Raw genomic sequence first — 6,555 nt, forward strand, 5'->3', positions numbered from 1 at the left:
AGATTGGAAGTCAAGGACTATCATGGTTTCCGCTTCCGGCTGGATGACGAACGTTCCAAATATGACTGTTCGGTCCGGCATGTATATGGGGTGGACGACTCCTTTTTCGGAGATGCGGTTCGCATTGTATCCTGATAAAATCAACTAATCAACAATCAAATCATAGAAGATTATGGAAAAATACGATGTAAAAGTAAGGTACATCTTCGAGGGTACTTACACAGTGGTGGCGGAAGACCGTGAAGAAGCGGAAAGCATGGTGGCGGAAGACTGCGGTCTGGTATTGGGCGGCAACATCCACACAACGCGGGATGACGATGAAGTGACGGACTGGAAGTTCGGTTGTCATCCGGACTTGCAGGTTCTCTCCGTAAGGCAGCGAGGCGGGAAATCCCCCATGTCGGTGTTCGGAGACAGGATCGAAGAACTGCGAAAAGACATCATCGAAGCGATACGGCAGTTGCTCCATGACCATGCCATGAACGCGATACGGTTTCCGGAAGAGGATTATGACCCGGTCTGGGTGATATGGTTTGGCAAGAACGGAGACCCCTACGAATGCAGGGTGACAGGACTCCGGGTAACGGACAGCAGCCTGACCGTCCTTGCCGAAGAGAAAGAAAGCGGTGATGAAGTGGAATGTTACAGCCCGTTCGAACTCGGAGCCAGTAACATCGACTGGCTTTCCGGAATGTATGAGGCTGTATGGCAGCAACTGGAAGAGAGCAAAAAAGTAGAACCACAAACTGAAGAACAATGAAATATCAAGCGGAAAACGCAGTCTCCAGCTTCTTCTACTATATGTGGAACGCCTGGAGCAAGGAAGAATGCAAGGCCGTATTTGGAGATATGTACCGGCACTTCTGGGATAAATGGTCCGCATTGGCGGACAAGTCCATATTCGGCGCGGCGGAACGGTTCTTTGCCGAGTTATCGGAAAACAACCAGAAATTGCTCGTGGAACGTGCCGTTACACTCTATGACGGCAGGGCTTTCAGAAAAGAGCCGGACGATTCCGACATCCTTGTCTGTAAAGAATGCGGTTCACGGCAGTTGGAAATCCAAGCATGGATAAACGCCAATACGGATGAACGTATCAGCTATGTGCATGATGACAATAACGGGCTGTGGTGCGATGGGAAATGGTGCGAAGAATGTGGCGTTCAGGTCTTTTTCTGTACTAAGGCGGAGTTCACACAAAAGATGCAGGGCTGGTGGGAGTCGTGCGGTTTTGAAACAAAGGAACAAATCACAGGGTTGAAAGTCTGTGACTCTCCGCCTTCCGAAAACACGCAGACATTCATTGATGCGGCAGACCAATGGTGGAACAGCCGGGACTACGAACATAAACGGGAAATTTACAACAGGTATAATTCTAAAAACGAATAATATGCAGATTAACATCATTGAACAGATTAGCAACTCATGCAGTTGCAGCCATATGGAAGCGCAGGAATACTTGGATTCTGAAATCCGGTACCTGCGCGAGTTGCAGGAGGCGGACGACCTGAGGGAAGATGACATCGAAATGGCGTGCAGCAACCTCGGACTTGACCTTGACAACCAGGAATATTTTATCAACCGCCTCGCAGGGGCATAAATACCTATAGCTATGGCTTATTTTCATAACATACATTCATTGGCGGACCTGAAGAAGGAATACCGCCGTCTGGCATTGCAGCACCACCCGGACAAGGGTGGCGACACTGCCATCATGCAACAGGTGAACACCGAGTTTGAAAGGCTTTTTGAAGTCTGGAAAGACAAACCGGATGTCTCTGCCGCATCAACCGGGTATGAACATGACTATTCGGGTGCCACGGCAAAGGAATATACCGAGTACGTGTATAATGAATACCGTTGGAAAGGTCGCAACTACAAAGGGCAACATGCCCCTGAAATCGTAGAACTTGTGAGAACTTGGCTAAAGGAAATCTATCCGAGATATAAGTTCTCCGTCAGACGGGAGAACTACAATTCCATTTACATCAAACTGATGAGCGCGGACTTTGAGGCGTTCACCAGGGAATCCGGCAAAGTACAGGATCATATCAACCACTACAACATAGAGCGAAACCCCGATCTTACAGACCGTGCCAAGGAGGTGATGCTGAATGTCTGTGACTTTGTCATGTCATACAACTTCGATGACAGCGATGCGATGACGGATTATTTCCATACCAATTTCTACCTGACATTGGCTATAGGGAGTTACCGGAAGCCTTACAAGGTGGAACTGCCGAAACTTGACTGTAAGGGGAAGGACAAGCCGGAAGTGTTCAAGCATCCCGAAGGTCCGGCACACAAGGCCATCAGGCAGGCGTTGGGCACAGCCCGCTTTGATTTTATCGAGCACAGGAGGCATTCCGGCGAAATGATATTCGGAGAAGACCATTACGGCTCACACGGAGAGCATTATTTCTGGCCGAAGGATTATTCAAGCGCGAAACTGGCTCAGAAACGGATCGACAAATTGGAGAAAGCCGGTATTCGGTGCAAGCTTACAGGCTATAACGGCGGTTACATTCGTTTTATCGGCTACACTCCCGAAGCAGAAGCGTTACTGGAGAAGGAACGACAGGAATACATCACCGCCCATCGGCAATGGCAAACCAAACAGACAGTAATCAATTAAACTTATCAATATGGAACCGAACAATTTGAACGAATGGTGGGGCGGACAGCCCGACGGACTGAAACAGGCATTCTCTCTTTTTCCCGATGGACGGTGGAAAGAGGCGGACCTGTATTTGCGAATCAATATCCGTAACTACTGCCTTCTGAAAAAAGGAGGGCTGCTTCCCGAAGACAAGGACCGCTCGATGCTCAGCGAGATTGTCTGTGAGCTGGCCGATACGGAGCTGTGCCGTGCAAATGGAAAGACACTCGAAGACATGTGCGATACGGACGGGGCTTTTCTGGAAGAGTACCAGGAACTGTTCAACCGGATATACGATGAACTGGAAATGAGAATTACGGATTATATGAACGGACAATCAAAAAAAATGTAACAATGAAAGCAAAAGTGTTCAAGTACAAGTCTGACGGGAATACCGTCGTGGCTTCTTATATGGAACTGGAGCCGTATGCGAAGAATGTATATCTCTCCCTGTCAAGAAAGAACGAAGACGGGAATGAAGACGATGACTGTTTCCATGTGGTCTGCCGGATTGAAAACGTTTATTTTTCCAGCGGGCAGTATTCACGCCGGTTTCTCAAGGGAGAAGATTGCAGAGAGGAAGCCGCCACCTATTGCAGGAACTGGATTGCGGATACGCTTCAAAGTGCGGAAAGAGGAGCCTTCGTCAATTTGATCTCCGTTCGCGTGTTCGAGGCTCTCGGACTTGACACCACTTCCCTGGTGCAAGCCCGTGAGGAATATAAAAGAATACAGGAGCAGAAACGCAGGGAGCAGAAGGAGAAAGAGGCGGAAGAGCGCAGAGTGCAGGAAGAGCAACATCAGCGGCTACTCAATGAACAGAAAGAGAAATTCCTGGACGGGGAACGGATCACGGGAGAAATGTTCGTTGAAATCACCGGAAGGGACGGTTTTGACATCCATATCAGAACCAAAGGGACATTCAACAGGCATGTGAGGGGCATTGACAGGAACGGCACCGTCAGTTTCCGGAAAATCAAGGGCTGCCGGACTCCGGACTTTACCGGATGCCATAAGGCCGTGTCCGCCTATCTGGCGTTCATTACAGAAAAAGAGGGCAAATAATTAAATCCGGGGCGGTAACGGTCTGCTCCATGCAGCTGTTACCGCTACCGGCTTCCGGCCTCACAATTCACGGTTCAGCGCCATTGCCAGCGGAAACATCAACCGGTTATAGGCTTTAAGCTTTTGCAAATTCAGTACATATCCGGCATAGGGATTGGTCAGATCGGTATAGAAGAATACATCGGTAAATCCTGAGTGTTCCTCCACGACTTCACCCTCCAACGGAATCTCCTCCACATTGAACCGCTCCAGAGGCAGTTCTTCCAGACGGGTCTGTTCCGCATTTCCCAACACATTGAGGTTACGGTTAAACAGCACGAATCCTTTCTTCCTGTAATCCACACGCATACCGTACGGACGCTCCACAAGGAAAGCATCCGCCGCTTTCTTTATATAGTTTTCCATAAAACTGAAATTAGAATTGCAAAAATACATCTTTTGTCCGGCAATGGCGAACAAATCAGGAAGAGAATCGCCACAGACCATGCAAAGCACACTACCGTGTATTTTATTTCCCACCCTGCAAAGGTAGTCCCGTGTCCGGTGTACCCTGTCAAGGTCAGGCCCCTTGCGGGGTTGGCTGAAAGAAAATCATCCTCGCCTGACGGCTGCGGTATTTTCTTTCGCCAAACCTTGCGGGTACGATCACGGGACAGTCTGGCAGGCGAGAAATAAAAATACCGGCTCCCGGAGCCGGACGTGTTTAACAGATAAAATTCAAAAGTCATGAAAATCCTGAATGAAGAACATTTCGAGAATGTAAAGCGTTATGCCGAATCCATCGGTGACACCTCGCTCCAAAAATGCCTGGAGCGGTTGAAGAGCTGGGAAGAAAATCCCGACCATCCCTGCGAAATCTCACTCTACTATGACCATGCCCCGTACTCGTTCGGCTTTACACAATGTTATCCCGACGGAAGGACAGGCATCGTGGGCGGTCTGCTCTATCACGGAATACCGGACCGCTCTTTTGCCGTAACACTACAACCGTTCCACGGATGGCAGATACACACCTGATAAAAGACAAACGACAGTATTAACTTCATAAAATTCAAGATTATGGAAACGACATTGGCAGTAATGGAAAGACAACAGCAGTTTGACTTCCAGAAAAACGGAATTGAAGTGATGAACTTCGAGACGCTTCAGCGTACCTACAAGGAAAACGACATCTACAACAACCCGGTGCAAGGTATCTACCATTACCAGGTCATCCGGCGCATGATGGACATCTGCGAGAAATACAATCTCGACTATGAGGTGGAGGAAATCTTCGCGGCCCAGAACAGGAACAAGACGCAGCCGGGAGTAAGCATCCTTCCGCAGGTGGAACAGACACATGGCGAAAAAGCCGTGGAAGCGCACATCCTGCGCCGTATCTTCGCCACCATCCGGATCAAGGACTGGGAGACGGACGAACTGACCACAACATTGGTCGTCGCCTACCACCAGGACGGCATACAGGCAGCCATAGGTCCCTGCGTGCTAATCTGTCATAACCAGTGTATCCTTTCACCCGAGCGAAGTGTCTGCAATTACGGCAAGAAGAAAGTCTCGACGGAAGAGTTGTTCGAAACCGTGGACGGCTGGCTTGCCAATTTCGAGGTGAACATGAACGAGGACATCGAACGCATACAACGGCTGAAACGCCGGGTTATATCTATGGAGGAAATCTATATGTATATAGGTCTGTTGACCGCGTTGCGCGTCTCCCACGACAGTTCGGACAGGAATCTGTCATCCTCCGTGGAAACCTATCCTCTGAACCAAGGGCAAATTTCTATATTCACGGAAGAGGTGCTTAAACTGGCTATGACCAAAGGGCAGATTACCGCTTGGGAGCTATACAATATAGCCACAGAGATATACAAGCCCGGAAAAACGGACTTCCCGGCACTGATTCCACAAAACGGAGCAATGGCGGAACTACTGCTTTCCCATCTGCCGGAAGCAGCTGAAGTACAGGATGCCGTTCCGGTAAGCTGACATACAAGCCGCACAAATGGCCTGATTCCGACAATACGCATAAGGGAGAACCTGACAGTCGAAAACAACTGAAAGATTCTCCCTTTTTCATTTACTTCTCAAAAAGCAGCATATATTCCACTTTCCTTCTCCGTTCGATGCTCGGAACCACTTTCCCCTTGTAGCATCTGAAGGAGACATATTCCTTATAGATATCGCGGTCACCCGACTCCAGTTTTTTCAACAGCCGGCTCTTGGGTATTTTTCCATACCCTTTGATACGGGAACAGCCCACATTATACGCAAGAACACTAACGATCAAAGAATCACGTCCCAGATAACTGAACATACGGCACAACTTACGGAGGTCTGCTCTCAGAATGGAATCACCTTGTGCTTTTGTAATACTGTTGGTAAACCTCTCCCCGGGAAGAACTTTGTGCCCCCACCCGACATAAGGCCAATGCTTTTTCTCTCCATGCCAACCCTCGAATCGCTTGACACACTCGACCGCAATACTGAACCTGTCCGGACTTGCCTTTATCGGATTCTCCGCCCTCGACGGCATACCCGGAAAAAAGACCGTGATGGAAAGCACCGCAAACCATATTGCTTTTAACTTCATCATAGGCAGGACCGGCTTAGTGTCCGACAATTGTGACCGGCAATTCCTTGCTATCCGCAGTCACGACGGAATCCTCGTCCTCCGCCTCGTTGTTGAAATCAAAAGTCAATTGGCAAATCTGTGCCGGTTCGCTGTTGTCCTCGAAATAGATGTCTATCGTCTGCTGGTTCTCGCTTTCAGAAGTGTAGTATAGCCTGAACACCTCCCTGTCAAGGGGATAGCGGTCATTGGGCAGCAACAC

11 protein-coding genes are annotated in these 6,555 nt (G+C 49.0%); 8 read left to right on the top strand and 3 right to left on the bottom strand.

Features of this window, described 5'->3' with window-relative positions; genetic code table 11:
* Positions 1-172: 172 nt before the first annotated feature.
* Genes ACESQI_RS23005 through ACESQI_RS23030 form a run of 6 tightly spaced genes read left to right on the top strand, consistent with a single transcriptional unit; the run spans position 173 to position 3,724 of the window.
* A complete protein-coding gene (locus ACESQI_RS23005; protein WP_005832105.1) occupies positions 173-760 on the top strand; it encodes a hypothetical protein in 588 nt (195 codons plus the stop codon).
* A complete protein-coding gene (locus ACESQI_RS23010; RefSeq protein WP_005832107.1) occupies positions 757-1,389 on the top strand; it encodes a hypothetical protein in 633 nt (210 codons plus the stop codon). The genes ACESQI_RS23005 and ACESQI_RS23010 overlap by 4 nt, the downstream gene beginning before the upstream one ends.
* Before the next feature lies 1 nt (position 1,390).
* On the top strand, positions 1,391-1,600 hold the full coding sequence (locus ACESQI_RS23015; protein ID WP_005647134.1) for a hypothetical protein: 210 nt from the start codon (positions 1,391-1,393) through the stop codon (positions 1,598-1,600).
* A 12-nt stretch (positions 1,601-1,612) separates the two neighbouring features.
* Positions 1,613-2,635, top strand: coding sequence for an LPD29 domain-containing protein (locus tag ACESQI_RS23020; RefSeq protein ID WP_005832109.1), 1,023 nt, complete (start codon positions 1,613-1,615; stop codon positions 2,633-2,635).
* A gap of 10 nt (positions 2,636-2,645) precedes the next feature.
* Positions 2,646-3,011: a hypothetical protein gene (locus ACESQI_RS23025; protein ID WP_005647131.1), complete on the top strand. Its 366-nt coding sequence runs from the start codon at positions 2,646-2,648 to the stop codon at positions 3,009-3,011.
* A gap of 2 nt (positions 3,012-3,013) precedes the next feature.
* The gene (locus ACESQI_RS23030; RefSeq protein ID WP_005832111.1) at positions 3,014-3,724 is read left to right on the top strand and encodes a hypothetical protein; all 711 of its coding nucleotides are present in this window, start codon (positions 3,014-3,016) and stop codon (positions 3,722-3,724) included.
* A 60-nt stretch (positions 3,725-3,784) separates the two neighbouring features.
* On the opposite strand, the gene ACESQI_RS23035 is transcribed toward ACESQI_RS23030, so the two are convergent.
* A complete protein-coding gene (locus ACESQI_RS23035) occupies positions 3,785-4,129 on the bottom strand; it encodes a hypothetical protein (protein WP_008777488.1) in 345 nt (114 codons plus the stop codon).
* Between the two features lie 321 nt (positions 4,130-4,450).
* On the opposite strand from ACESQI_RS23035, the gene ACESQI_RS23040 reads away from it, so the two are divergent.
* Together ACESQI_RS23040 and ACESQI_RS23045 are read left to right on the top strand one after the other, a co-directional pair.
* Positions 4,451-4,741 (top strand): DUF4120 family protein, encoded by a 291-nt coding sequence (locus ACESQI_RS23040; RefSeq protein ID WP_005832116.1) that lies wholly within the window; start codon positions 4,451-4,453, stop codon positions 4,739-4,741.
* Between the two features lie 42 nt (positions 4,742-4,783).
* Entirely contained in the window at positions 4,784-5,710 is a 927-nt protein-coding gene (locus ACESQI_RS23045) for a DUF932 domain-containing protein (RefSeq protein ID WP_195326149.1), read from the top strand.
* 91 nt (positions 5,711-5,801) lie between these two features.
* Here ACESQI_RS23045 and ACESQI_RS23050 read toward each other — a convergent pair whose 3' ends face one another.
* Positions 5,802-6,317, bottom strand: coding sequence for a glycoside hydrolase family protein (locus ACESQI_RS23050; protein ID WP_005832121.1), 516 nt, complete (start codon positions 6,315-6,317; stop codon positions 5,802-5,804).
* Positions 6,318-6,330: 13 nt separating this feature from the next.
* Positions 6,331-6,555, bottom strand: a 225-nt coding sequence (locus ACESQI_RS23055; protein WP_373127282.1) for a TraQ conjugal transfer family protein, incomplete at its 5' end; no start/stop codon positions are given.

Source organism: Bacteroides sp. HPS0048, from assembly GCF_964240755.1.
GTDB lineage: Bacteria > Bacteroidota > Bacteroidia > Bacteroidales > Bacteroidaceae > Bacteroides > Bacteroides nordii.

Bases quoted from the DNA above. Each gene is read 5' to 3' on its own strand.
- ACESQI_RS23015 (WP_005647134.1), top strand. From the start codon at position 1,391: ATGCAGATTAACATCATTGAACAGATTAGCAACTCATGCAGTTGCAGC.
- ACESQI_RS23010 (WP_005832107.1), top strand. From the start codon at position 757: ATGAAATATCAAGCGGAAAACGCAGTCTCCAGCTTCTTCTACTATATG.
- ACESQI_RS23030 (WP_005832111.1), top strand. From the start codon at position 3,014: ATGAAAGCAAAAGTGTTCAAGTACAAGTCTGACGGGAATACCGTCGTG.
- ACESQI_RS23040 (WP_005832116.1), top strand. From the start codon at position 4,451: ATGAAAATCCTGAATGAAGAACATTTCGAGAATGTAAAGCGTTATGCC.
- ACESQI_RS23025 (WP_005647131.1), top strand. From the start codon at position 2,646: ATGGAACCGAACAATTTGAACGAATGGTGGGGCGGACAGCCCGACGGA.
- ACESQI_RS23035 (WP_008777488.1), bottom strand. From the start codon at position 4,129: ATGGAAAACTATATAAAGAAAGCGGCGGATGCTTTCCTTGTGGAGCGT.
- ACESQI_RS23050 (WP_005832121.1), bottom strand. From the start codon at position 6,317: ATGATGAAGTTAAAAGCAATATGGTTTGCGGTGCTTTCCATCACGGTC.
- ACESQI_RS23005 (WP_005832105.1), top strand. From the start codon at position 173: ATGGAAAAATACGATGTAAAAGTAAGGTACATCTTCGAGGGTACTTAC.
- ACESQI_RS23020 (WP_005832109.1), top strand. From the start codon at position 1,613: ATGGCTTATTTTCATAACATACATTCATTGGCGGACCTGAAGAAGGAA.
- ACESQI_RS23045 (WP_195326149.1), top strand. From the start codon at position 4,784: ATGGAAACGACATTGGCAGTAATGGAAAGACAACAGCAGTTTGACTTC.